The sequence below is a fragment of the Arthrobacter sp. C2 genome (assembly GCA_024207135.1).
In the GTDB taxonomy this organism is placed as follows: Bacteria; Actinomycetota; Actinomycetes; order Actinomycetales; family Micrococcaceae; genus Paeniglutamicibacter.
Genome location: CP042428.1, coordinates 3,882,394 through 3,905,069 on the forward strand (window position 1 = coordinate 3,882,394; position 22,676 = coordinate 3,905,069).

The window sequence follows — 22,676 nt, forward strand, 5'->3', positions numbered from 1 at the left end:
TGGAAATGGGTGACGGGAAGGGCGGGCCAGGGGGTGGGGTCCGCGCTTCCCGTCCGCGGTTGTGGCGCCTAGGCTCCCGGGACCGAGCCCGGTGGCAGGAAATTGACATCGCGCAGGGCAGAGAGCCGGACGACTTCCTCGGGGTCCGTCAGGTTGTGCAATTCGTCAAAGAGGGTCGAAAGCTGCCCCGACGGGCTGACCCAGAAGAGGGACTTGCCCGGGGTTTCGTGCTTGTTGTAATACGCGTGCGGCAGGCCCATCGGCATGCGCACGGTGTCGCCGGGGCCCGCGGTGGTCCACTCCCCGTCGAGGTAGAGCGTGTAGACGCCCTCCATGATGTAGATGTGCTCGTCCTGTGTGGGATGCACGTGCGGGGGAACACCGGTGCCGACCGGATCCAGGGACAGCCACGCAAAGGACGACGAGCTTTCGACCTTGGACAGATAGGTGTGCCCCAGGACGTTCCAGGTCTTGTTTCCCATCGCCTCGCTGGCGAGCGTGATTCCCTTGGGCAGATCGCCCAGGATGATTTCTTGGCCTTCTTGGATTTCCATGGTGGCTCTCCTTGTCGAACGTTCTCTTGATGTCCCCAGCATGGCAGAGGATCGATCCACTATGCAATAGGTATTGCGATCGCAAGTTTCACTGCATATGATGTGGATCACGCTTGGGGGCGTGTTCTGCGGCAGGGACAACCTGCCGGGGTGCGCACAACCCACAAAGATACCGGGCACCAATCCGACTGCCCTTCAACGACGAAGTGAGGCACCAGCGTGAGTAGCAAGAAATTCAACGGAATGAGCGTGCATACCCTGGGAACCGGAGGCGGACCGATCGTTTCCAGCTCCCGGGCGGGCACCAGCACCGCGGTGCGCGTCGACGATGCAACCTACGTCTTCGACGCCGGCATGGGCAGCATCCGAAACTACCGCTCGCACTGCGAATGGGGCCAGCTGCGCGGAATCTTCCTGACCCACCACCACTCCGACCACATCTACGACCTCGGCTCCTTCCTGGTCACCGGCTGGCAGGTGCCCGGCGAGTCCTTCGCCGCACCCATCGAGGTCTTCGGGCCCGGCAGGCCCGCCCGCATTCCGGCATTGGACGAGGCGCACGCCAAGGACATCGACGCGCGGGTGGGCACGCGCGAGATGAGCAGCACCACGCAGATCGTCGACGCGCTCCTGGACACGGTCTTCGCCTCCGACATCGCCATCCGCATGGCCGACGAGGGCCGCGGGGAGCCGCACGAATGGGTGCGCGCCCACGACATCGAGATCCCGGAAACGGCGGGCGCCGACCCGGTGGCCAACCGGCACCCGGAGATGGAGCCGTTCGAGGTCTACCGCGACGACCTGGTGGTCGTCTCGGCGATCCTGGTCGACCACCGGTTGTGTTTCCCGGCCTTCGGCTTCCGCATCGAATCGCGCCACGGCTCGGTGGTGGTCTCCGGGGACACCGCCTATTCGGAAAACTGCATCAAGCTGGCCAAGGACGCCGACATGCTGCTGCACGAAGTCATCGACCTGCCCTCGATCCTGGCAACCTTTCCCGAGGGCCCCACCCGCGAGGGGATCGAGGTGCACCTGCGCGAATCGCACACGCCCTTCGCCGACGTCGGCAAGGTCGCCGCCGCCGCGGGTGTCAAGACCCTGGTCCTGCACCACATCGTGCCCAACACCCCCGGCACCGCGGACCTCGAGGCCATGGACGCGGCGGTGCGCCGCGACTTCGCCGGCACCGTGCACATCGCCGAAGACAACGATGTCTTCTTCCCACGGGGCACCGATTCCGGGATCATTGAAACCGCAGCAATCCGCCATGCGGGAGTGAACGCATGAGCACCTCCGAACAAATCCAGCCGCACACCCTGCGCGCGGCGGTCAAGCACGGCAAGATGAACCGACGCGCCTGGGTCGTCACGTTCCTGCTGGTCATCTTCCAGATCATCAACTTCGCCGACAAGGCGGTCCTGGGCCTGGTCGCCGACTCCGCCATCAAGGACCTCGGGCTCACCGCCGGCCAGTTCGGCTTCATCGGCAGCGCCTTCTTCTTCCTCTTCGCCATCGCGGCGGTTGCCGTGGGCTTCCTGGCCGGAAAGGTCCCCACCCGCTGGATCCTGCTGACCATGGGGATCAGCTGGGCCGTGCTGCAGTTCCCGATGCTCTTCGGCGGCGGAGCCGCGGTCCTGCTGGTCACCCGCATCCTGCTCGGCGGGGCCGAGGGGCCCGCCACGCCCATCTCCCTGCAGCACGTCCACGGCTGGTTCCCGGCCAAGGAACGCGGGTTCCCCTCCAGCATCATCGCCGTCGGCTCGACCCTCGGGCCCATCATCGCCGCACCGATCCTGGCCGGGATCATTGCCCACCCGGACCTCGGCTGGCGCTGGGCGTTCGGGTTCCTGGGCATCGCCGGGCTCGCCTGGTCCGTCCTGTGGTTCCTGCTGGGCCGCGACGGGCCCTACTCCCACACCGCGAAGAAGCATGCGGGCGTGGAGGCCGCCCCGGCCACCGATTCGACCCCCGCGCAGCGCGAGGTGCAGCGGCCGAAGGCGCCCGCTGCCACCGGGCGCTCCGGCAGCATCACCGAACGCGCCGACCTGCTCAAGATCGTGCCCATCCGCCGGGTGCTGGGGTCGAGGATGTTCCTGGCCGCGGTGCTGGCCGGCGCCGGATGCTTCTGGGCGCAGGGCTTCCTGACCACCTGGTCGCCGAAGTACCTCGGCTCGGTGGTGGCGCTCTCGCCGGAAATGATCGGCCTGGTCTCGACCTTCCCGTGGGTCATCGGAGCCCTGGCGCTGCTGGTGCTTGGCTACGCCTCGCGGCTGTTGATGCGCCGCGGCGTCACCGTGCGCTGGGCCATGGGCGCCCTGTTCGGGGTCTCGCTGCTGGTCTCGGGCATCTGCTTCACCGTGCTGCCGCACCTGCACGGCTACGCCGCCGTGACGGCGCTGACCCTGGGGGCGGGGCTGGCGATGATCTACCCGCTGGCTCCCACCGCGATTGCCTTCTGCGTGTGTTCCAGGCAGCGCGCCGCCATCATGGCGACGCTGACCGGGCTCGCCTCCATCGGCGGTGTCATCGCCCCGGCCATGGTGGGCATGCTGATGGACCGTGCCGGATACGTCCCGGGTCCCAAGGGGATGCGCGACAGCGCCGAGATGGCCTCGCTGCTGGCCCAGGGCATGAACTCCTCCTTTGCGATGATCGGGGTCTACCTGATCGTGGTGGGCATCATCTGCGTACTGCTGCTGAACCCGGACCGCACCGCGGAGAGGCTGCAGACCCGCTTCGCCTTCAACGGGTAGCCGCCCGCCGGCGAGCCCCGGCCGGATGCGCCGGGAGCGGGGGAGAGGCCAATCTTCCGCGCTCCCCGCGCGTGCTTGGCGGGCAGGCAAGGGGCAATGGCTACCGACCGCCTTCCCCGCGGGTCATCGTGAAGGTGGAGGCGACCGCGGCGGAAAACCTGTCCGAGGCAAACAGCGCACGGGCCAGGGCATCGCGCACACCCGTTGCCGGGCGCCACAGCGGCCTGCCCAGCGCCATGTTCACGTGCGCCTGCACCGCCGCGCGGCGGGCCGCGGCCAGCCGGAGCCGGGAAAAGGCATCCAATTCCTCCCGGAGGCCGGTCCCGGCGATCCGTCCGCCCAATGCGGCATCCAGGATCCCCGCCAGCCCGGCGGCATCAAGCAGGCCAAGGGTCATGCCCTGCCCGCCGATGGGGCTGACCTCGTGGGCGGCATCCCCGATGAGCAGCACGTCCCCGGGATTCATGGAGCGGACCGCCAGGTTTGCGGTCGTGAACCGGCTGAGCATGGAGTTACGCCCGGCATCCACCGTGTGCCCGGTCCGCCGAACGATGAGCTCGGGCAGCGACGCGGTCTCCGTTTCCCTGATCCAGCACACCCAGCGCCGCGTGTTCCCGGGCAGCGGAAAGGACTCGGTGATCCCCTTCTCGTGTAGGAACAGCGCGGCAATGGACCCGAATTCCGTGCTCTCGGGGAAGTCGCCCATCAGGTAGGTGTCCGGCAGCCGGTGGCCGGCAAACGGCGCCCCGGCGCCCCGGCGCACCTCCGAGCGCGTGCCGTCGGCCCCGACGAGGAAGCGGCATTGCACGGTGCCCGCGTTCCCGCCGCTGTCCCGCGTGTGGGCGAGCAGGTGACGGGGGTGCGCATCCACGGAAGCGAACGCGGTTCCGGTGGCCAGCGCGCCGGGATCCAGCGAGCGCAGCCGCGCCCGCAGCAGCGCGACGGTGTCGTTTTGCGGCAGCGAGAGCACAAAGCGGTGCTCCGCCTCGATCGAACCGAAGGACAGCTCGGCCACGATCTTCCCGCGCGAGATGCCCACCCCGTGCCCGATCCGCACCCCGCGTGCCGCCGCCTCGGCACCGACGCCCAGCCGGTCAAGCACCGCCAGGCCCGGGGGATGGATGCCGATGGCCCGGGAGTGCCCGCCGATGGCGGTCCGGGATTCGAGCACCTTCACCCGGTGTCCGGATTCCAGCAGCAGGATCGCCAGGGCCAGCCCGCTGGGCCCGCCGCCGACGATGGCCACATCGATCATGGGGCCATCCGTGCCCCGGCGTGCCAGATCGCCAGGTTCCGGTACGGGCCCTGGGGGTGCACGTGCCAACCGGGCGGCAGCACGCGGGCCAGTTCGCCCGGCGTATAGCTTCGCCGGATGGAGGTCAGCCCGTCGCGCCGGATGAAGGAGGAACCGGCCAGCGGCAACGTGGCCAAACCGAACAGGAGCAGCGCGCTGCGCCGGCGCCGGATGTCGCTGTGGATCGCCAGGCCGCGGGCGAGGCCCTGGCTGTCGGCCAGGACACCGGCCAGCTGCGGGGGGTCGAGGTGGTGCAGGACATGGTTGGAAACCACCACGTCGAAGCGTGCGCCCTCGGCCACCAGCGCCGAGCTTGTGGTCCGCCGGAATTCGATCCCCGGTTCCCCGAACCCGGCGGACGCGGCGGCCCGGGTGGCGAAATCGTGGGCGCGGGCATCGGGGTCGATGCCCAGGACCCTGACGTCGTGGCCGTCGGCCCGCGCCCAGCGCAGCAACGCCAGCGCAATGTCCCCGCCGCCGCACCCGATGTCCAGGATGGTGCCGGTGCCCCGGCGCGGCAGCTGCGGGCGGACCAGGCGCACGTAGGTGCCGCGCCACCCGGATACGGCTCGGTTCACCCAGCGGAACTGGGCGTAGGTGCGTTCGAGCAGGGCGGGATCGGCGTCGGGACGGTCCATTTCCTCGGTGGCCGCGATGTCCCGTTGCATGGGCGCGGCCTAGCCCCGCTGCCCGGTGTCTAGGGTCATCAGCGCGGTCTCGACCGTGAGCCCGGGGCCGAAGGCCATGGAGCAGACGCGCTGCCCGGATGCCGCGTCCCTGGAGAGGTTCTCGTCCATGATGTCCTTGAGCACGAACATCACCGTGGCGCTGGACATGTTCCCGTAGTCGTTCAGCACCCGGCGGGCCGGCATCAGCTGTTCGTCGCGCAGCTCGAGGCGCTTTTGCACGCGGTCGAGGATCGCCCGGCCCCCGGGGTGGATGCCCCAGTGCTCGATGTCCGCATAGTCGGGGCCCAGCGACCCGTCGCGGGCCAGCAGCGGTTCCAGCGCCCCGATGATGTGGTCGTCGATGATGTGCGGGACGTAGGTCCCCAGCACCATCTCGAAGCCCTCGTCGCCGATGTTCCAGGCCATGGCCTCCTCGCCCACGGGGGTCAGGACCGTCTCGAAGTGGTCCAGCCGAAGGCCCGTCCCGGCGTGCGGACGGGCCGTGACGATGGCAGCGGCGGCACCGTCGGCGAAGAGCGCCGAGCCCATGATGGTGTCCGGGTCGTTGGAACTGCGCACATGGATCGAGCACAGCTCGGCGCAGACCACCAGCACCACGGCCTCCGGGTCCGCCTCGCAAAAGCTCTTGGCCGCACGCAGTGCCGGGAACGCGGCGTAGCAGCCCATGAACCCCAGGTGGTAGCGCTGCGTGGAGGGGCGCAGGCCGAGCGCCCTGACCAGCTGGTAGTCGGGGCCGGGATTGTAGAAGCCGGTGCAGGACACCGTGACCACGTGGGTGACATCGCCCGGGCCGAGGTCGGGGCAGGCCTCGAGGGCCTTGTGCGCCGACTCGATGTAGAGCCCCGGGGCGGTGGCCACGAAGACCTCGTTGCGTTCCTTGGTGCTGGGGCTCAGCAGGAGCCCGGAATCCGCATCGAAGAACAGCGGGTTCTCGGCCACAGTCTCGGTGGTGAACTCGGTGACGGCGGTGTGCCGGGTGGAGATCTGGGCCGAATCAAACGACGTGCTGATCAGGCGCTGGCCCAACCGGGTCAGCCCTGGTTGGGCGCCAAAGACATCCCTGGCCTTGTCTTGGTACAGGATGGTGGGCGGAACGGCTGTTTGGATGGTTCTGAGCATCACCGGCATAGTGCTGAGCCTATGGCCGGACGCGGTGCGGGTAAAGGGCGGGGCCCGGCAGCTGCCTGTGAATCGGAAGGCCAATGCCCCTGAAACCGGGCACTTCCAGAAAATGCTGGATTCCGCGCGGGCTCAGGAGTATCGTGATTTTTGGGAGACCAGCATCGGTCGTAATTGATCCCCGCCCCAGGGTGAGAGGTAATTGATGCCAGACAAATCACCACATAGACACGAACACAAAAAGCCTGCAGGCAAGTCGATCAAGGCGCGACGCGCGGAGAAGCGCTCGAAGAACGCACCGGAGTCGGACACCGAGCAGGTAACCCACATCAAGAAACACTGAGCAACTTGATGATTGGAGATATCTTCAAGGGAAGCGGAGAAGAACAGACATCTTCTCCGCTTCTTCCATGTCCGCCGGCATGCGGGAACGCGGGACCCCTGCGCCGGCGAAAAAGTTTTTTGGCATGTTTCCAATCCGTTTGCGGACCGGCACCGAATGCTCCATGACAGCCCGAACCAACAGTGGTCGGGAAGGCGCGGAGGCCCAGGGGCCGACGCCAAGCAAGGAGCATGACATGAAGCGCATGAACAGCAAGTTTGCCGCAGCACTCGGACTGATTGCAGTTGCCACCGTGGGCCTGACCGCTTGCTCGGCGGGCACCGGGGCCAACGAATCGATGGCACCGTCCTCCTCGGCCGCCCCGTCCAGCAGCGCGGCGGCCCCGAGCAGCTCGGCCGCGGCCATGGACCCGGCAGCCAACCTCGTGGGCTCCGGCTGCGCCGCCTACGCCGAGGCCGTCCCGAGCGGCGATGGCTCGGTTGCCGGAATGGCGAAGGATCCGGTGGCCGTTGCAGCCTCGAACAACCCGCTGCTCAAGACCCTCACTGCGGCGGTGTCCGGCAAGCTCAACCCGAAGGTCGACCTGGTTGACACCCTCAACGGCGGCGAGTTCACCGTCTTCGCACCGGTTGACGAGGCCTTCGCCGCCATCCCGGAAAAGGATCTCAACGCGGTGGTCGCCGACGCCGATACGCTGAGCACCATCCTGACGTACCACGTGATCCCCGGCCAGATCGCCCCGAGCGACATCGCCGGATCTCACAAGACCGTCGAAGGACAGGACGTGAAGGTCACCGGCAGCGGCGACAAGCTCATGGTCAACGGCGCCTCGGTGATCTGCGGCGGTGTCCAGACCGCCAACGCAACCGTCTACCTGGTGGACACCGTGCTGATGCCCCCGGCCAAGAAGTAGTAGCAGCGCCTCGCACTGCGGCAGGTCAACCCACCAGGGGGTTGGCAACCGGTGGAACCCTCCACCGGTTGCCGGCCCCCTGCGGTCTACTTGCCCCGGTCGGAAATTTCGGCGGGCAGGAAACCTGGATTCCTGCCCGCCGCACCAGAACGGATGAATGGCGGGGCCCGGAATGCATGAGACGCTATATCGCATGAGCTCACACCTACCCGGTGGCACGGACCAAACCTCCGCCCCCACCACCGAAGAACTGATGCTCGGGATCGCCACAGGTGACGAGAACGCCTTTGAGGAACTCTACGACCGGCTCTCGCCCCAGGTCTTCGGCCTGATCCGGCGCATCCTGAAGGACCAGGCACAAAGCGAGGAAATCACCCAGGAGGTGTTCGTCGAAGCCTGGCAGCAGGCGGCGCGCTATGACGCGGCCCGCGGCAAGGCAATCACCTGGCTGCTGACCTTGGCGCACCGCCGGGCGGTTGACAGGGTCCGCGCCAGCCAGGCCAGCAAGGACCGTGACCTGCGCGAAGGCATCAAGGACTTCCAGGCGAGCTACGATGACGTTGAGGAAACTGCCATCGCCCACGATGAGGGACAGCGCGTCACCCGGGCGCTGGAAAAACTCAGCGCAAACCAACGCGATGCGATCCAACTGGCTTATTTCGGCGGCTATACACACCTTGAAGTCGCCGAGCTGCTCAAGATCCCGGTGGGAACGGCAAAGACACGAATACGCGACGGAATGAACAAACTTCGAGACCTGATGGGAGTGGCGTGATGGACAAGCACCAGAACGAGCTGACCGGCAGCTTCGCCCTGAACGCACTGGGCGACGCGGAACGCGAGGAACTCCTCCGTCACGCCGAAACCTCCGAAGAGGTCCGCCAGGAAGTGGAGTCACTGCAGGAAACCGCTGCGCTCCTGGGGCTCTCCGCCGCACCCGTGGCCCCTCCGGCCCGGGTCAAGGCCAACATCATGGCCTCCATCCGCAACACCCCGCAGCTGCCGCCGCTTGTCTCCCCGCAGGACGTTCCGTCCGGTGCCACATCCGGGTCCGCGGAACAATCCGCCCCGGTTGCCCCCGAGGCGGCAACCGACGCCGCCGCGGAACCCGTGTCCGGGACGGCGCAGAGCGCTGGATCCGCATCGCACCCGGTCCAGGGGAAGTCCAGCCAAAGGATGTTCGCCCTGGCGGCAAGCGTGCTGCTGGTGGCCGCCGGAGTGCTCAGCGGCGTCGTGGTCAACCAGAATGCCGAGCAGCAAAAGCTCGAGGAACAGCTGGCCGCGCTGAGCACCCAGCAGTCCGAGCTGACCCGCATCCTGACCGCTGCCGATGCCCAGTCCAAGAGCCAGAAGCTGGAGGACGGGGCGACCGTCACCCTGGCCTATTCGGCCTCGGAAGGCAAGATGGCGGTGACCACAGCCGGCCTGCCCGCCCTGCCCAGCGACAAGGCCTACGAACTCTGGCTGATCTCCGGCACGGATGCCGTGCCGGCGGGCATGGTCCCCGGGACCCAGGCCGATGGCATGGTCATGGTTTCCGGTGCCATGGAGGGCGTGACGCACTTTGGCATCACGGTGGAACCGGCGTCCGGTTCCCCGGCACCGACCACCGAACCGATCCTGGTCCAGGAGCTCTAGGATTTCTTGGGGAAAAGGCGCCTTGCGTCCAATCCGCCGATGGTAGCGTTCCGAATACGTAGTGGACAGGTTCCTCCCCGCAACCGCGGGGAGGAAGCATCACAACGTACGGGTGGGTGAAATCATGAACAAGTCAACAGCATCGAGGATGCGGGACCTGGGGGCCTTCGGGCTCGCGGGCTTCGCGGCGGCTGCCGTGCTCTTTTCCGTGGCTCAATTTGTGTCGGCCTTCTTCGCCACGGCGTCGGCTCCCATGGTGGCGATGGGCTCGGTGTTCATCGACCTGACACCGCCATGGCTCAAGGACTTCGCCATCGCCACCTTCGGCACGAACGACAAGCTCGCGTTGTTCATCTCCATCGGCGTGATCGCAGCGATCGCCGCGGTGCTGGTCGGGATCCTGGCCAGGCGCAGCTATGCCCTGGCGGCGACCTGCATCGTCCTCCTCGCCGTGGCGATCGGTGCGGCGGTGCTGTCCCGGCCGGCCACCGGGGTCGTTGACCTCACGCCGACCATCCTGGGGTCCGTTGCGGGGTTGGCCGCGTTGCGCTGGCTCACCGCCCTTGCCGCCAAGGCCCGTCCGCCGGTGCCCGGCGGCACCCCCGTCCACGGGGCCTCACGCAGGAACTTCCTGATCGGCACGGCCGTGTCGCTGGTGGGTGCCGCGGTGGCCACCGGCGTCGGCAAGTCCCTGGCGACCGCGCGCAATGTCGCGGACGCCGCCCGTTCGGCCCTGGGACTTCCGCCGGCCGCGGTCACGGCACCGCCCCCGCCGGCCAACGCCCAGGTCGAACTCGCCGGCATGCCGAAGTTCATCACGCCGAACAAGGATTTCTACCGGATCGACACGGCACTTTCGGTGCCGCGCATCAATCCGTCCGAGTGGTCGTTGCGGGTCCACGGCATGGTGGAGAAGGAATTCACCATGGGCTTCGAGGAGCTGTTGGCCGAGGACCTGGTGGAAAGCTACCTGACCCTGACCTGTGTTTCGAACCCCGTCGGCGGCCAGCTGGTGGGCAACGCCAAGTGGCTGGGCTACCCGTTGCGCCTCCTGCTGGAGCGGGCGGTGCCGCGGGACGGCGCGGACATGGTGCTCTCGACCTCGATTGACGGCTTCAGCGCGTCCACTCCGCTGGAGGTCCTCACCGACGACCGCATGGCACTGCTGGCGGTCGGCATGAACGGGGAACCGCTGCCGCTGGAGCACGGATTCCCGGTCCGCATGGTGGTTCCCGGTCTCTACGGATACGTTTCGGCCACCAAGTGGGTCGTTGACCTGGAGGTCACCCGCTTCGCCGACAAGACCGCCTACTGGACCACGCGTGGCTGGTCCGATCACGGGCCCATCAAGCTCTCCTCGCGGGTCGACGTGCCCCGGTCCTTCGCCAGCGTTCCGTCCGGAAAGGTTGTCATGGGCGGAACCGCCTGGGCACAGACCCGGGGGATCTCCAAGGTCCAGGTGCAAATCGACGAGGGTGAGTGGCAGGACACGGAACTGGGCGCCGAAGCCTCCGTGGACACCTGGCGCCAGTGGCGCTACGAATGGGACGGCGGTTCCACGGGAAACCACGTGGTCAGCGTCCGTGCCTTTGACGGAGACGGGACAATGCAAACCAGCGAGAAGGCCGACCCCGTGCCCGACGGAGCCAGCGGCTGGCAGCGCGTCCAGTTCTCGGTTGGCTAGCTCGTCCCCGGACGAACTCCTGCGGGCGAGGGGGCGGGCCCCACGGCCCGCATCGACCAGCACCACACCGCCGTCACTCACCGCCCCGGCCCGCGGGGTTCGCCGTGGAACCGGGGGCTTGGCTACTTCTTGTCGTCTCCGGTCAGTCGCTGGCTCAGGTACACCGGGATCATCGAGGCGAGCACCAGCACCGCGGCGATCACGTTGACCACCGGGGCCTGGTTGGGGCGGGACATGTTGTTGAAGATCCAGATCGGCAGGGTCTCGGTGCCGGGGGCCGCGGTGAACGTGGTGACCACGATCTCGTCGAAGCTCAACGCGAAGGCCAGCAGGCCGCCGGCGATGAAGGCCGAGCGGAACCCGGGGAAGGTGACGTGGAAGAAGGTCTTGAACATGTTGGCCCCCATGTCCATGGCCGCTTCCTCGAGGCCGCGGTTCATCCGCCCCATGCGTGCCTGGACGTTGTTGAACACCATCACGATGGAGAACGTGGCGTGACCGACGATCACCGAGAACAGCCCGAGCCCGATGCCCAGGGGTTCCAGCACGGTCTTGAAGGTGTTGTTCAGTGCAACACCGGTGACGATGCCCGGCAGGGCGATGGGCAGGACCACCAGCAGGTTGACGGTGTTCTTGCCGAAGAACTCGTAGCGGGACAGGGCGAAGGCAACCATCGAGCCGAGCACCAGGGAGATGGCGGTGGCCACCGAGGCTACCTTGAGGGAGGTCCACAACGCCTCGCGGACGCCCTCGTTGTGCCAGGCGGCAACCCACCACTTGGTGGTGAATTCCTTGATGGGGAAGGCCCCGGAGGTGGTGGCGTTGAACGAGTTGGTGATGACCAGCACCAGCGGCAGGTAGATGGCCGCCATGACGATGCCGGCAAAAACACGCAGGGTGACCTTGGCGGGGGCAGAGAGTCTCATGACGGTCTCCTTACAGGGCCTTCAGGGCGCCGGTCTTGCGCGCCAGGAAGAGGTAGATGACAACAACGACGATCGGCACGATGCCGAACGCCGCGGCCAGGGGCGGGTTGAGGTTGATGTTGGAAGCGATCACGGTGCCGATCACCTGGGTCTTGCCGCCGACGAACTGGGCGGCGATGTAGTCGCCCAGGGACAGCGAGAAGGTGAAGATGGATCCGGCGATGAAGGCGGGCTTCAGCAGCGGGATGGCCACGGTGCGCACCGTCGCCCAGGACCTGGCGCCCAGGTCGGCGGAGGCGTCAAAGAGGTTGTCGGGGATCTGCCGGAAGGCCGAGTACACCGGGACCGCCATGTAGGGGAACCAGAGGTAGGCCAGGGTGACCACGAGGGCTGCGGTGCCGTAGCCCGGGCCGGTGGCACCGAAGGGGGCGAGCAGCCAATCCAGCGGGCCGCCGGTGGAGAAGGTGATGCGCCAGGAGAACACCTTGACCAGGTAGCCGGCCCAGAGCGGCAGGGTGATGCCGATGGCCAGCACCGCGCGCATCCTGGGGGAGGCGACCTTGGCCATGTACAGGCCCAGCGGCAGCGCGAGCGCCGCACAAAGCACGGTGACGGCCAGGGCGATGCCGATGGTGCGCAGCGCGGTGGCCTGGTAAGCGGGTTGGGTGAGGATCTCGGTGAAGTTCTCCAGCGTGAAGGCCGGGATGACCTTGGAGGTGAAGGAGTCGGTTCTCCAGAACGCGGTGATGAACAGCAGCGCGAGCGAGCCGATGTAGAGCACCCCGAGCCAGAGCAGGGGCAGCAGCAGCAACCCGGTGACCCGCATCTTGGGGCGGACGTAGAGGTAGCGGGAGATCTTGTCCCCGAGCGAGTTGCGTGCCGGGGCGGTGGAACGGATGGGTGCTGCCGCCGTGTCCGGCGGGGATTTCAGTGCGGTCATGGCGGTTGCCGACGAAGCTCGTCGATCCTCCTCGTTGCTGGGAGTGAAGAATGCGGGGGTGCGGGGAAGGCCGGCGCGGGAAGGTGCTTGGGGGTCACCTTCCCGCGCCGGCAGTCGGGGCGAGGCTCAGGGAACCGCTATCCCTTGACCTCGGTCCAGGCCTTGGTCCATTCCTGGTAGTTGGTGCAGGTGACGTCCGTGCGGCCGTCGATGCACTGCTCGACCGGGGTGGTCCACATCCAGACCTGCTTGTAGTAGTCCTCGTCGGTTGCGTGGAAGGTCTCGCAGTGGGCTTCGTTCTCCTTGGAGCCTTCGCATGCGAGCTTGTTGGCCGGGGCCATGCCGAAGTTCTGGGCGATCTTGGCGTTGACCTCGGCGCTGGAGGCCCAGTCCATCCACTTGTAGGCGCAGTTCGGGTTCTTGGACTTCGCGGAGATCATCCAGGTGTCGGACCAGCCGGTGGCACCTTCCTTCGGGAGCACGGATTCGACCTTGCCACCGTCGCCCCGTGCCAGGTTGACCACGACCTGCCAGCCGGTGCCCAGGGAGGAGGTGCCCGAGGAGATCGAAGAGACGGCCTTCAGCGCGTCGTTCCAGTATTCGCCCACGACGCCGTTTTGGGTCTTGAGCAGTTCGACCGCGGCGGCCAGCTGGTCCTTGTCCAGTGCGTAGGGGTTGGTGATGCCCAGCTCGGGTTGTGTGGCCATCAGGTAGACGGCCGCGTCGGCGATGAAGATGGGCGAATCGTAGGCCATGACCGATCCCTTGTAGGGGGAGTCCGCCGCCCAGGTGTCGGCCCAGGAGGTGGGGGCCTGGGCGACCTTGTCGGTGTTGTACATCAGCACGTTGGCGCCGCGGCCGATCGGGACCCCATAGCTCTTGCCGTTGAGGGTGTCATAGATCTGCCCCTTGAGCCCCTCGACGATGTGCCCGAAGTTCGGGATCAGCTCGGTGTTCACCGGGGCCACGTCGCCGCCGGCGATCAGGCGCAGCGAGGCATCGCCCGAGGCCGAGACCAGGTCGTACTCGCCGCCGCGCATGAGCTGGACCATTTCGTCGCTCGTGGCGCCGACCTTGCGGTTGACCTTGCAGCTGGTTTCCTGCTCGAACGCGGAGACCCAGTCGGCGTCGGGGTTGGTGGAGCCGTCCTCGACGAAGCCGGCCCACGCGATGATGTTGACCTGGCCCTCGGACTCGCCTATTTCGGTGGCGGCCGGGAGGTCGGGGACCTGGATGCCGCCGCCGGAAGTGGCTCCGGAGCTGGCGCCACCGCAGGCCGCCAGGACGAGGGAGAGCGAGGCTAATGCTGCGAGGGGAAGTGCCTTGGAGATCTTCATGATCGTGGCCTTTCTGGGTGAATGATGCTGCGGCCGGGTTGCAAGCGGGCGAAAGCCCCGGCCGTTGGGGGGAAATGGATCAGACGGTGTAGTTGTAGCGGGTGGGCCATTCGAGGCGGACCCTGGAACCGCGGGCGGCCCCGGCCGAGGATGCGCCGTTCTGTTCCTGCACGATCAACCGGGTTCCGTGATCGGTGCGTGCCATGTACCGGGTGGTTGGTCCGGTGTAGACAATTTCCTCGATGACCGCGGTGACGGCGGAGGTTGCGGATTCCTGGGCGGATTCAAGCGGACGAACCACGATGTGTTCGGGACGCAGGGAAACCAAGGCGGGTGATCCGGTGAGTTCCTGGGCCAGGGAACCTTCGATGAGGTTGGTGTTGCCCAGGAACGAGGCGACAAATCGGGTGGCGGGACGTTCATACAGGTCCGAGGGCGAACCGACCTGGTCGATCTTGCCCTCGTTGAAGACCGCGACCCGGTCCGAGAGCGTGAGTGCCTCCTCCTGGTCGTGGGTGACGAAAACGAAGGTAATTCCGACATCGCGTTGGATGGCCTTGAGCTCGATCTGCATCTGCTCGCGCAGTTGCTTGTCCAGCGCGCCGAGCGGTTCGTCGAGCAGCAGGACCTGGGGCCGCAGGACCAGCGCGCGGGCCAGGGCGATGCGCTGGCGCTGGCCGCCGGAGAGCTGCGAGGGGAGCCGGCGGGCGACCTGGGGAAGCTGGATCATTTCCAGGGCCTCGGCCACGCGCTTGGTGCGTTCGGCCTTGGGCAACTTGCGCAGCTTGAGCCCGTATTCGACGTTTTGCGCCACGGTGAGGTGCGGGAAAAGCGCGTAGTCCTGGAAGACGGTGTTGACGTCGCGCTCAAAGGGCGCCGCATTGGTGACGTCGAGGCCGCCAAGCTCGATGCGGCCGCTGGTGGGCAGTTCAAATCCTGCAATCATGCGCAGGACCGTGGTCTTTCCGGAACCCGAGGGACCGAGCAGCGAGAAGAACTCGCCGGTGCGGATTTCCAGGTCGAGGCCCTTGACCGCGTCGAAGTCACCAAAGGACTTGCCGACTTGCTGCAGGGAGATCGCGGGAGTGCTCCGGGAATTCTCGGCTTGGACCGGGAGTTTGGGGGAGGTCGCTGTGGCGGGCACGGTGTCCGTCCTTTCTCGGTGGGGTTGTGGTGCGGGTTACTTCTGGGCTGTTACCTATAGAACCAGATGTTAGATGTAATAGCCATCACTTTCGCAAAATAATCTGTGAGAAGATCTTTGGGAGCGAGTCGCCGATGCCCAAACTCCCGGCATTCGAAAGGATGGTGAGCATGCCTCGAGATTCTTCCCCGTACCAGCGCCAGCTCTCCTCCGTCTTCGCGTCGCTGGGAGACGAGGGTCGCGCCAAGCGCGTCGAGGACCGCATAATTTCGGGTATCGCCGCAGGCATCCTGCTCGATGGCGACCGGCTGCCCAGCGAGTCCGAGCTGGCTGCCTCACTCGGGGTGGCCACCATGACAGCACGCGAAGCGCTGGTCTCCCTGCGCGCCCGGGGACTGGTGAAGACCACCCGGGGCCGCGAGGGCGGAACGTTCATCACGCTGCCGCTTGGGGATCGGACCGGCATCCTGCAAGACCGGCTGGCGGCCATGAGCCGGGTTGAATTGCGGGACCTGGCGATCCACTACGTGGCCATCGCCTCCACGGCGGCCGAGCTTGCGGCGAATGCCGCGGACGAGCATGACGTGGTTATCCTGCGTCAGCTGCTGGAAGGCAGGATCGAGGGCAATGGCGCCCGCGGATCGGTGGTGGGTGACTTCCTGCTGGAGCTGGCCGCGCTGAGCCAGTCGGCGCGGCTCACACGTGAGCATGTCCGGCTGCACACGGACTTTGGTTCGTTGTTGGCCCTGGCGCACGCCGACCCGGAGTTTGACGCCCGGATGATCCAGCTTTGCGGTGACATTCTTGATGCGATTTCCGCCAGGGATCCGGCCAGGGCGCGAAAACTGGTCGGGGACTATGTCAGGGAGGGTGTCGTCTGGCTCATCGCCGACCAGTCCCGGGCCGGGATCCGGGCCGTGAAGCCAGAGAAGACCAAGCCCGAACGCCCCGTCCGGAGGACCTCATGAGCCAAGACAAGACCACCGGCACCGGTGCCGATGTTTCCTACTTCTTCGAATCCCTGCTTCGAGACTTGCACGAGTGGGCCGGCAGGATGGGCAAGGTCTTTGAATCCCACGACGGAGCCCCCGGTCCGCAGGAGCTCGATGCGGCGATCCATCCTCTGGTCAACGAGTTCCTGGATCGGAAGGAGCTTCCGCTGGTTGGTGCGGGGTTCGTTGCCGCCCGGGACGCGTTGGCCGGTACGCCGTGGCACATGGCCTGGTGGCAGGGGCCGGCCAAGGAGCGGCTGCTCATGCTCACCATTGAATCGGCCGGCGAGACGTATTCGCGACGCGAATGGTTCACCGTCCCCATGGAATCGGGCGAAGGGCACGTCACCGGGCCATACGTGGACTTCCTGTGCACCGACGAATACACCTTGACGCTCACCGTCCCGGTGACGGCCCGTGGGACCATCGTGGGTGTTGCCGGTGCCGACGTCCTGGTCGAGACCATCGAGCTGCTGCTCATGGACCGGCTCAAGGACATCGACCCGCGGGCCACGCTTGTCAACGGCAGCGGCCGAGTCATCGTTTCGGCCGATCCGCAACTGGCCGCCGGAGCGCTGCTGGTCCGCGGTTGGCAGGGATCCGACGCTGCCAACCTGTCGGTTGCCGACAAGGACCTTGGCTTTGACAAGGTTGCCGTCGGCCGCTGCGGGACGTTGCCGCTGGCTATTGCCGTACCGGCCTGATCCGGGCCCCCAAGCACCCATAAACCTAGCTAGCCCAGCCATATCGGCGTAGTCTCGGATGTAGGTCGTTGCAGCGAACGCGCGCTCAAGCGGCCACCCTAAGGAACGCGGGGACTTCATATGGATGACGCAAAGAACTCGGTGCCAACGGCCATTCGGCCGTAGCCAGGTCCGGGGTGTGCGCAACATGGACCCCCGTTCGAGTTCGGGGTTTTACGGCTTCCTTCCTTGGCGGAGCGCCTTGACCCCGAAGGATCCCCGGCCCATTGCTTTGATTCCACGGACGGGCCCGACTGTCGGCACCCACCCGGGATGGCCCGGAAACCACCACCGAAAATCATTGCCCATGCTTTGGCGACTAAGGAGCGCATGATGAGCAAAGAAACCACGGTCCAGCCAGCCACGGACGTCCTGCCCGACGACTCCGCGGATGCCCGGCCCAGGAGGCTGTCGCCGGATGAACTGCCGGACGGCTCGGGAAATGACGCACCCAAGCACCCGGAACTTGGCGACGAAAACCGATTCGACGCGGGATAACCCCGCATCACGACGGAGGTCTCGCGCCCGATAGGCGCGTGTGACAGCAACATCCGGCCTGGAAAACATGAAGGGAGTGAAAAGTCATGACTCAAGATGCACACATTCCGGCACCACGTGAGGAGCCCGAGGCAACGCCGAGGATTCCGAAGAGGCACCCTGCCCGCGGATTTATCGTAGGAGGGTCACTCACCGCACTGCTCTTCCTGCTGTTCATCATCACCGGCGGCGCCACGATGGGCGATGCGGTCAGCCCGCTGTGGATCGGATTCATCATCGGCGTCCTGGTCGCGCTCCTCGGAGTCTTCCGCCTCGTGGGCGGCACCGAGGCCTTCGGCCTGGGCGACACGGAGCACAAACACCCGACGGCATGACGTCGTTCGGGCACACCACCGCGAAAGGCCACCGTTCGGCACCCACCGGTCCGAACGGTGGCCTTTCCCCTGCCCGGCGCGGGGAAAGTACTTGTGAAAGCCAAAGTGTCTTGGCCATGGTGTAGCGCCGTGGCGGTTTAGGCTGGGCAGCACAGTACCTAGAAAGGGACCTGCACCCGATATGAGACGCGTCTTGGCCTACCTGCTGCGAATTGGCGGAAGCATCGCCATCAGCGCCGCAGTGGTTGTGCAATTGCAACGAAGCATCACCAATGAGGGGTCGGGCCAGGGGGAAGTCGGCTTTGTCATCCAGAACTTCTTCTCGTTCTTCACCATTGAATCCAACGTCCTGGCGGCGATCGTCCTGTTCGTGGGCATCTTCACCCTGTCCGGACGACCCGAGCCCCGCGGCTGGAGCATGTTCCGGGCGGCCGTGACCGCATACATGGCAACCACAGGGGTGGTCTACAACCTGCTCTTGCGCGGCATCGAGCTTCCCCAGGGTGCCACCGTTCCCTGGTCCAACGAAGTCCTCCACGTCGTGGGGCCCGCCATCATGGTGCTCGATTGGCTCATCGCCCCCGGGCGCCGGCGGCTGCACGCCAAGGCGCTCTGGGGGATCGTCGCCTTCCCCCTCCTGTGGGCCGGGTACACCTTGGCGCGTGGCCTGATGGTTCTCGACCCGCGCACGGACAAGCCGTGGTACCCCTATCCGTTCCTGGATCCGAACACGAGCCCCAACGGGTACTACTCCGTCGGATTCTACGTGGTGCTGATCGCCATGGTCATCGGCGTTGTCGGCTCGGGCGTCTTGTGGGTCAGCAGGGTCCGGCGCCGCACCGCGTAGCCGTTCCGTCGGACCCCGGGATACCCTTGGGGGTATGCATCTCGGCTTTTCCGGGGACTTCAAGCGGCAATGGCGGGACGTGGCGAAATGCGGGATCGGGTGATCTGGCTGGTGGTAGGCGTGGTCCTTGCCGCCATGGCGGCATCGCTGTGGCCCGATGCGTGGGTTGCCGCCCTGGGCGCCGGGTCCGCGGCGGCCCATTGCCTGCTGGCAGCCATCCGCGGACGCTGCTTCGGCGACGCGTGCACGCTTTCGGCCATCGATGCGCCACCGGCGGAAAAGGCCCAGGAAACCGCCCGGGAATGAAACGGCGACCTTCGTGGTTTTACATGCAAACACATGTACTCCATGAAAGGGAACCACACCATGAGCCAAAACATCGTAGTCATCTCCGGCGGCCTGGGCACTCCTTCTACCTCCGGCCTGCTTGGCCGCCAGCTCGGCGAATCCGCCGTCAAGGAACTTGCAGCGATGGGCGTCCAGGCGGACCTGACGGTGCTGGAGCTGCGTGACTACGCCGCGGACATCACCAACAACCTGCTCACCGGCTACGCCCCGCCGCGCCTGGCCGAGGCCATCGAAGCGGTCCGCAACGCCGGCGGGTTGATCGCGGTGTCCCCGGTCTTCACCGCCTCGGTCTCCGGGCTCTTCAAGTCGTTCATCGACGTCCTTGACCCCACCTCGCTCGACGACAAGCCCATGATCCTGGCCGCCACGGGCGGAAGCGCCCGGCACAACCTGGTCGTCGACTACGCGATGCGCCCGATCTTCGCCTACCTGCGCGCCCGCATCATGCCCACCTCCATCTTTGCCTCGCCCGAGGACTGGGGAGCGGACCAGGGCCACGGTGCCCTGGCCGAACGCGAGCGCCGAGCCGGAATCGAACTGGCGCAGGCCATCGCCGGGCCGAACGGGGCTGCCGCGCAGGCCCAGGACCTCGGCGACACCCGCTCAATCGCCCCGCGCGTGAGCGAGACCGCGAACCCGCGGGACAACATGACCTCGCTGCCCTTCGAGCAGCTGCTGGCCAACATCCAGGCGGGCTAAGGAGCCGGCACCCGGGTCACTGGGCAAACTCCGGGTCGGTTGCGTCCTTGTTGTCGCAGCCGTCGACCGCGGCCCCCATGCGGTGGATCATCCCGCCCAGGACCGGGTGCGGGGTGGCGAAGTTCAGCCGGACGAATCCGCGGCCACCGCTGCCGCAGGCGCTTCCGTTGATCAACGCGACCTGCGCCTCCTTGAGGAAGAACTGGGCCGGGCCGGGCTCCAGCACCAGCCGGGAGACGTCCAGCCACGCCAGGTAGGTGCCCTGCGGGGGAGCGTAGCGAACCTGCGGCAGGTGCTCGGTGATGATCTCGCCAAGCAGCATCCTGGACTCGTCCAGGTAGCCGATCACCGAATCGAGCCAGCCTGTGCCCGTGCGGTAGGCGGCGGTGGTGGCCGCCAGCCCCACGTTTGCCGCCCCGTGCTCGGGGACTTCGCCCACCCGCGCCCACACCATGCGGTCCACGTCGTTGGTCAGCACCAGTTGCGCGCACTTGAGCCCGGGCAGGTTGAACGCCTTGGTGGCGGCGACCGCCGTGATCGAATGCGCTGCGGCCGCATCCGACACCGTGGCATAGGGAATGTGCGTGGCACCGGCGAACACCAGCGGCGCATGGACCTCGTCGGCAAACACCCGTGAACCGGTGGCCTCGACCAGCGTGGCGATCCCCAGCAGTTCCTCGCGCGTGTAGACCTTGCCGAGGGGATTGTGCGGATTGACCAACACCAGCAGCGCGCCTCCGGCCAGGGCGCGTTCCAGGGCGCTCCAGTCGATCTCCCAGCCGGTGGGCGTGGGAACCATGGCCACCTGGATCGAATCCCGCCCGAAGCGCGAGGCCGTGGAAATGAACGGCATGTAGGCCGGGGTGAGCAGCACCAGCGGTGCATCCGGACGGTACCTGGGGGAAAAGTGCATGACCGCCGCATCCAGGGCCGAGGCCACGGAGTTCAGCGGCCGCACCTGCTCGGGGTCCACCTTCCACTCAAACCGGTTGTCCAGCCAGGCCGCGGTGGCCTCCTGCATGTCGTGGATCAGGCGGGTCGGCGCGTAGCCGATCAGGCCGTTGGCAAGGGTTTCCTGGGCCGCCGCGATGACGCCCGGAGCGGTTCCGAAATCCATTTCCGCCACCCAGGCACCCAGTGACCCGTGGTACTCGGACCACTTCAGCGATCCGGTCTGGCGCAGTTGGTCAACGGTCAGCAGGTCGAATGGGTGGGCGCTCATCTAGCCAGCTTAGACGCGTTCGCCGGCGAATGCGCCTGCCGATTTTCTTTTCTTCTGCCCCCGGGGCGGCTTCTTCGGTAGGTTGGGAAGTCAAGAGGGCAAAAGACGGATCCGGCTATACCTCCCGGATCCGTTTCGGGCCCCGGTCCACGGGTTGGTTGCCCGGGAGGGAGCGCAATGAACGGGCGAAATGAAAGTGTCGAGGAGCGTCTGGACCGGAACTGGAACGAGCTGATGCAGGAGCTGCGTGTCATGCAGACCGGTGCCCAGATCCTTGCCGCGTTCCTGGTGGTGCTGCCGTTCCAGACCGGGTTCGCCTCGCTGGGACATCCGGAACGGACCTTCTACCTGGTTCTTTTGGTGTTCTCCGCACTGCTCATCGTCCTGCTGGTCACCCCGGTGGCGGTGCACCGGCATTTATTCGGCCAGCGCGTCAAGGTCACCACGGTGCGCATGGGCCACCTGATTTCCAAGATCGTGATCATCGGGGTGGGGGTCCTCGTGGCCGGTTGCGTGTGGTTCGTGGTGCAGGTCCTCTACGGCTGGGCGGCCGGGGCGCTCGTGGGTGGGCTGGTGATGCTGGCGGTGGTATTCTTGCTGGTCGTCCTGCCGCGGATCATCAAGCCCAAGTCCTCTGTCCCGGTCCTGCCGGCCGACGGGCAGTTGTAGCGCGGACAAGTTCCCCGCGGTGTCCGCCGAAGCGGGCACCGGGAGGAATCAGGCGTGCCGGCTGATGAACCGTGATGCGCCGATGGCCACCGCGTCGGCACCCAGTTCGCTGCGCAGGATGCTGATGGGGTTTCCAGAGATCGGCGGAGAGGCACGCAGGGTGCTCTCCATCGCCGGAAGCAGCAGGTCCCAGGCGCTGGCCACACCGCCGCCGACCACCAAAGCGGAGATGTCCAGGATCCCGGAGATCATCAGCGCAGCCCTTGCCACGCCCGCCCCGGCCCGTTCGAAGAGCGCGGCCGCAACCTCGTCGCCCTCGCGTGCCAGCGCGGCGACGGCCTTGGTGCTGTGCATGTTGCCCGTTTCCTCGGCATACCGGGCGGAGATGGATCGCCCGGCGGCGATGGTCTCCAGGTGGCCGACCCGTCCACAGGTGCAATGGCGCTTGCCGAAGCCCGGGATGTGGCCGATCTCGGCGGCCGCCCCGTGCTCGCCGGTGTGCAGGAGGGAATTGAGGACCAACCCGCCGCCCACGCCGGTTCCCAGGGCAATGCCAAAGAAATTCTCGATGCCGCGCCCGGCACCGAATTGCTGTTCGCCCAGCACGAAGGCGGCAACGTCGTTGCCGACCTGCACCGGCATGGCCAGGGCCTCTCGGAGCTTTTGCCCCAGCGCATAGCCTTCCCAACCGGTGAACGAGTCGCTGGCCGCCAGCACCACGCCGTTGGCGTCGATGATTCCGGCCGCACCGACGCCGGCGGCGGCCGGGGCCAGCCCCGACTGCCCGGCGGCGTCGGTGGCGACCTGCAGGCAGGCGGCCACCATCGCATCCCCGCCGTGCTCGGCGGGCGTGGGCACGGAGGCGCGTCCGCGCACGATTCCGGCGCCGTCCAGGACGACCGCGGAAATCCCGGTTCCGCCGATGTCTATTCCGAGTCGTGGGTACACCG

Annotated in this window: 25 protein-coding genes; 15 read left to right on the plus strand and 10 right to left on the minus strand. The window is 66.8% G+C overall.

Features of this window, described 5'->3' with window-relative positions; translation table 11 throughout:
* Nucleotides 1–68: 68 nt before the first annotated feature.
* Nucleotides 69–554, minus strand: a complete 486-nt coding sequence (locus FPY90_RS17820; RefSeq protein WP_083411405.1) for a cupin domain-containing protein — start codon at nt 552–554, stop codon at nt 69–71.
* 243 nt (nt 555–797) lie between these two features.
* Between FPY90_RS17820 and FPY90_RS17825 the strand changes: the two genes are divergently transcribed.
* Both FPY90_RS17825 and FPY90_RS17830 read left to right on the plus strand, forming a co-directional pair.
* Nucleotides 798–1,841, plus strand: a complete 1,044-nt coding sequence (locus FPY90_RS17825) for an MBL fold metallo-hydrolase (RefSeq protein WP_498682500.1) — start codon at nt 798–800, stop codon at nt 1,839–1,841.
* Nucleotides 1,838–3,307, plus strand: a complete 1,470-nt coding sequence (locus FPY90_RS17830; RefSeq protein ID WP_498682502.1) for an MFS transporter — start codon at nt 1,838–1,840, stop codon at nt 3,305–3,307. Before FPY90_RS17825 ends, FPY90_RS17830 begins: the two co-directional genes overlap by 4 nt.
* Before the next feature lie 100 nt (nt 3,308–3,407).
* On the opposite strand, the gene FPY90_RS17835 is transcribed toward FPY90_RS17830, so the two are convergent.
* Genes FPY90_RS17835 through FPY90_RS17845 form a run of 3 tightly spaced genes read right to left on the minus strand, consistent with a single transcriptional unit; the run spans nt 3,408 to nt 6,418 of the window.
* Nucleotides 3,408–4,562 (minus strand): FAD-dependent oxidoreductase, encoded by a 1,155-nt coding sequence (locus tag FPY90_RS17835; RefSeq protein ID WP_498682504.1) that lies wholly within the window; start codon nt 4,560–4,562, stop codon nt 3,408–3,410.
* Nucleotides 4,559–5,269, minus strand: a complete 711-nt coding sequence (locus tag FPY90_RS17840) for a class I SAM-dependent methyltransferase (RefSeq protein WP_071216000.1) — start codon at nt 5,267–5,269, stop codon at nt 4,559–4,561. Before FPY90_RS17840 ends, FPY90_RS17835 begins: the two co-directional genes overlap by 4 nt.
* Before the next feature lie 9 nt (nt 5,270–5,278).
* Nucleotides 5,279–6,418 carry a type III polyketide synthase gene (locus tag FPY90_RS17845; RefSeq protein WP_498682506.1) on the minus strand — a complete coding sequence of 380 codons (1,140 nt, stop codon included), beginning with the start codon at nt 6,416–6,418 and terminating at the stop codon, nt 5,279–5,281.
* Here FPY90_RS17845 and FPY90_RS17850 point away from each other — a divergent pair.
* The 5 genes from FPY90_RS17850 (at nt 6,396) to FPY90_RS17870 (ending at nt 10,987) form a co-directional block, all read left to right on the plus strand.
* Nucleotides 6,396–6,587: a hypothetical protein gene (locus tag FPY90_RS17850; RefSeq protein WP_498685647.1), complete on the plus strand. Its 192-nt coding sequence runs from the start codon at nt 6,396–6,398 to the stop codon at nt 6,585–6,587. The two genes, FPY90_RS17845 and FPY90_RS17850, sit on opposite strands and share 23 nt — an antisense overlap.
* Before the next feature lie 400 nt (nt 6,588–6,987).
* Entirely contained in the window at nt 6,988–7,665 is a 678-nt protein-coding gene (locus tag FPY90_RS17855) for a fasciclin domain-containing protein (RefSeq protein ID WP_113763338.1), read from the plus strand.
* 193 nt (nt 7,666–7,858) lie between these two features.
* Entirely contained in the window at nt 7,859–8,440 is a 582-nt protein-coding gene (gene sigK / locus FPY90_RS17860) for an ECF RNA polymerase sigma factor SigK (RefSeq protein WP_071215997.1), read from the plus strand.
* On the plus strand, nt 8,440–9,303 hold the full coding sequence (locus tag FPY90_RS17865; RefSeq protein ID WP_071215996.1) for an anti-sigma factor: 864 nt from the start codon (nt 8,440–8,442) through the stop codon (nt 9,301–9,303). Before sigK ends, FPY90_RS17865 begins: the two co-directional genes overlap by 1 nt.
* 124 nt (nt 9,304–9,427) lie before the next feature.
* Entirely contained in the window at nt 9,428–10,987 is a 1,560-nt protein-coding gene (locus FPY90_RS17870) for a molybdopterin-dependent oxidoreductase (RefSeq protein ID WP_498682508.1), read from the plus strand.
* Between the two features lie 122 nt (nt 10,988–11,109).
* Here FPY90_RS17870 and FPY90_RS17875 read toward each other — a convergent pair whose 3' ends face one another.
* The 4 genes from FPY90_RS17875 to FPY90_RS17890 form a co-directional block, all read right to left on the minus strand.
* Nucleotides 11,110–11,913: an ABC transporter permease gene (locus FPY90_RS17875; protein ID WP_071215995.1), complete on the minus strand. Its 804-nt coding sequence runs from the start codon at nt 11,911–11,913 to the stop codon at nt 11,110–11,112.
* Nucleotides 11,914–11,923: 10 nt separating this feature from the next.
* A complete protein-coding gene (locus tag FPY90_RS17880) occupies nt 11,924–12,853 on the minus strand; it encodes an ABC transporter permease (RefSeq protein ID WP_498682509.1) in 930 nt (309 codons plus the stop codon).
* Nucleotides 12,854–12,990: 137 nt separating this feature from the next.
* Nucleotides 12,991–14,190, minus strand: a complete 1,200-nt coding sequence (locus FPY90_RS17885; protein WP_498682512.1) for an extracellular solute-binding protein — start codon at nt 14,188–14,190, stop codon at nt 12,991–12,993.
* Between the two features lie 79 nt (nt 14,191–14,269).
* The gene (locus FPY90_RS17890) at nt 14,270–15,334 is read right to left on the minus strand and encodes an ABC transporter ATP-binding protein (RefSeq protein ID WP_498682513.1); all 1,065 of its coding nucleotides are present in this window, start codon (nt 15,332–15,334) and stop codon (nt 14,270–14,272) included.
* 170 nt (nt 15,335–15,504) lie between these two features.
* Here FPY90_RS17890 and FPY90_RS17895 point away from each other — a divergent pair, with 170 nt between their 5' ends.
* From FPY90_RS17895 to FPY90_RS17925, 7 genes are all read left to right on the plus strand, one after another.
* Complete coding sequence (locus tag FPY90_RS17895; protein WP_498682514.1) at nt 15,505–16,302, plus strand: FadR/GntR family transcriptional regulator; 798 nt, start codon at nt 15,505–15,507, stop codon at nt 16,300–16,302.
* Complete coding sequence (locus tag FPY90_RS17900) at nt 16,299–17,030, plus strand: cache domain-containing protein (RefSeq protein ID WP_498682516.1); 732 nt, start codon at nt 16,299–16,301, stop codon at nt 17,028–17,030. The genes FPY90_RS17895 and FPY90_RS17900 overlap by 4 nt, the downstream gene beginning before the upstream one ends.
* A 372-nt stretch (nt 17,031–17,402) precedes the next feature.
* On the plus strand, nt 17,403–17,567 hold the full coding sequence (locus FPY90_RS17905; RefSeq protein WP_175475519.1) for a hypothetical protein: 165 nt from the start codon (nt 17,403–17,405) through the stop codon (nt 17,565–17,567).
* 86 nt (nt 17,568–17,653) lie between these two features.
* Nucleotides 17,654–17,941, plus strand: coding sequence for a hypothetical protein (locus tag FPY90_RS17910; RefSeq protein WP_071215991.1), 288 nt, complete (start codon nt 17,654–17,656; stop codon nt 17,939–17,941).
* A gap of 181 nt (nt 17,942–18,122) precedes the next feature.
* Nucleotides 18,123–18,788 (plus strand): Pr6Pr family membrane protein, encoded by a 666-nt coding sequence (locus FPY90_RS17915; protein WP_498682520.1) that lies wholly within the window; start codon nt 18,123–18,125, stop codon nt 18,786–18,788.
* A gap of 87 nt (nt 18,789–18,875) precedes the next feature.
* Nucleotides 18,876–19,094, plus strand: a complete 219-nt coding sequence (locus tag FPY90_RS17920; protein ID WP_071215989.1) for a hypothetical protein — start codon at nt 18,876–18,878, stop codon at nt 19,092–19,094.
* Between the two features lie 60 nt (nt 19,095–19,154).
* Nucleotides 19,155–19,835, plus strand: a complete 681-nt coding sequence (locus FPY90_RS17925; protein ID WP_071216079.1) for a CE1759 family FMN reductase — start codon at nt 19,155–19,157, stop codon at nt 19,833–19,835.
* Nucleotides 19,836–19,851: 16 nt separating this feature from the next.
* Here the strand turns inward: FPY90_RS17925 and FPY90_RS17930 are convergent, their stop codons facing one another.
* Nucleotides 19,852–21,057, minus strand: coding sequence for a MalY/PatB family protein (locus FPY90_RS17930; protein WP_498682523.1), 1,206 nt, complete (start codon nt 21,055–21,057; stop codon nt 19,852–19,854).
* A gap of 177 nt (nt 21,058–21,234) precedes the next feature.
* On the opposite strand from FPY90_RS17930, the gene FPY90_RS17935 reads away from it, so the two are divergent.
* On the plus strand, nt 21,235–21,726 hold the full coding sequence (locus FPY90_RS17935; RefSeq protein ID WP_498682524.1) for a DUF6328 family protein: 492 nt from the start codon (nt 21,235–21,237) through the stop codon (nt 21,724–21,726).
* Nucleotides 21,727–21,774: 48 nt separating this feature from the next.
* Here the strand turns inward: FPY90_RS17935 and FPY90_RS17940 are convergent, their stop codons facing one another.
* The gene (locus tag FPY90_RS17940) at nt 21,775–22,674 is read right to left on the minus strand and encodes an ROK family protein (protein WP_498682526.1); all 900 of its coding nucleotides are present in this window, start codon (nt 22,672–22,674) and stop codon (nt 21,775–21,777) included.
* Nucleotides 22,675–22,676 lie beyond the last annotated feature (2 nt).